Raw genomic sequence first — 1,221 nt, 5'->3', positions numbered from 1 at the left:
CTAGAAGCAACTGCATTTTCTCTTATTTGCTCCGGATTTGATGCGCCAATAATTGCAGAGGAAACAGCTGGATTTTGTAGTACCCAAGCAACTGCGAGTTGAGATAAGGTAAGATTAGTTTCTTGCGCGATGGGATTAAGTTTCTGAATTGCAGTAAGTACATCATCACTCATCCAACGTTGCACGAGTTTTTGGAAAAATGGTTTACCAGCATCAGAGTTAGCACGTGATTGATTCGGCAATGGTTTACCAGGTTGATATTTTCCTGTGAGAATACCTTGTGCAAGGGGAGACCAAACAACTTGACCAAGTCCCTCACGTTGACATGTTGGTATTACATCAGTTTCAATAACTCGCCACAACATCGAATATTGAGGTTGGCTAGCGATAAGTGGAATGTTCAATTCTCGTGCAAGTGCTGCACCGCGGGTAATTTGTTCTGATGTCCACTCACTTACGCCTAAGTAAAGGACTTTACCTTGTCTTACAAGATCAGCAAAAGCTAACATCGTTTCTTCAAGGGGAGTTGTTGTATCAAATCTATGTGCATAATAGACATCAATGTAGTCTGTCTGCAACCGTTTTAATGATGCATTACAATTTTCTATAATATGTTTTCGCGATAATCCACGATCATTTTTTCCAGGTCCGGTCGGATGACATACTTTTGTACATAGTTCTATACTTTCTCGGCGTATACCTTTTAAAGATCGGCCAAGTACTTCTTCGGCTATCGTGTCCGAATAAACATCAGCAGTATCAAACGTTGTAATTCCGACATCTAGTGCGGTTTTCACACAATCATTTGCAGTATCTTCATTTACTTTTCCACCATGGTTTATCCAGTTCCCGTATGCAATCTTACTTACTGTTAATCCACTGTTTCCTAGTTTGCTAAACTCCATTGTAGTATCCTCCTTTTAAAATGATATCTTCATTATAAGAACTGAAATTTAATATGTATAATATATAATTTATTGGAGACTTATATAAAAAATATATAAGTGGGAGCGCGTAGAAGTTTACATGATAGTAAAATCTAAAGCAGTATCACATATAATTACATTTACTCATACAGTACTACTATGGTACAATATGGTTACTAACGACGGAAAGGAATGATGGGTGGACGATGATTAACTAATCTTATTTTTAAATGTTGAAATTAAATAAATTTCAATTTATAAAAAATAGGATTAGTCTGCCCGATTTCCATACAAT

1 protein-coding gene is annotated in these 1,221 nt (G+C 36.6%); it reads right to left on the bottom strand.

The window, feature by feature from the left end; translation table 11 throughout:
* Window positions 1–905: aldo/keto reductase family protein (locus AC1DTM_RS27310; protein ID WP_477001360.1), on the bottom strand; the 905-nt coding region annotated here is incomplete at its 3' end.
* Between the last annotated feature and the right edge of the window lie 316 nt (window positions 906–1,221).

The organism is Bacillus sp. P4_D3, assembly GCF_056401855.1.
Note: the sequence above shows the minus strand (reverse complement) of the source record. Positions and strands in the feature narration are given on the sequence as shown.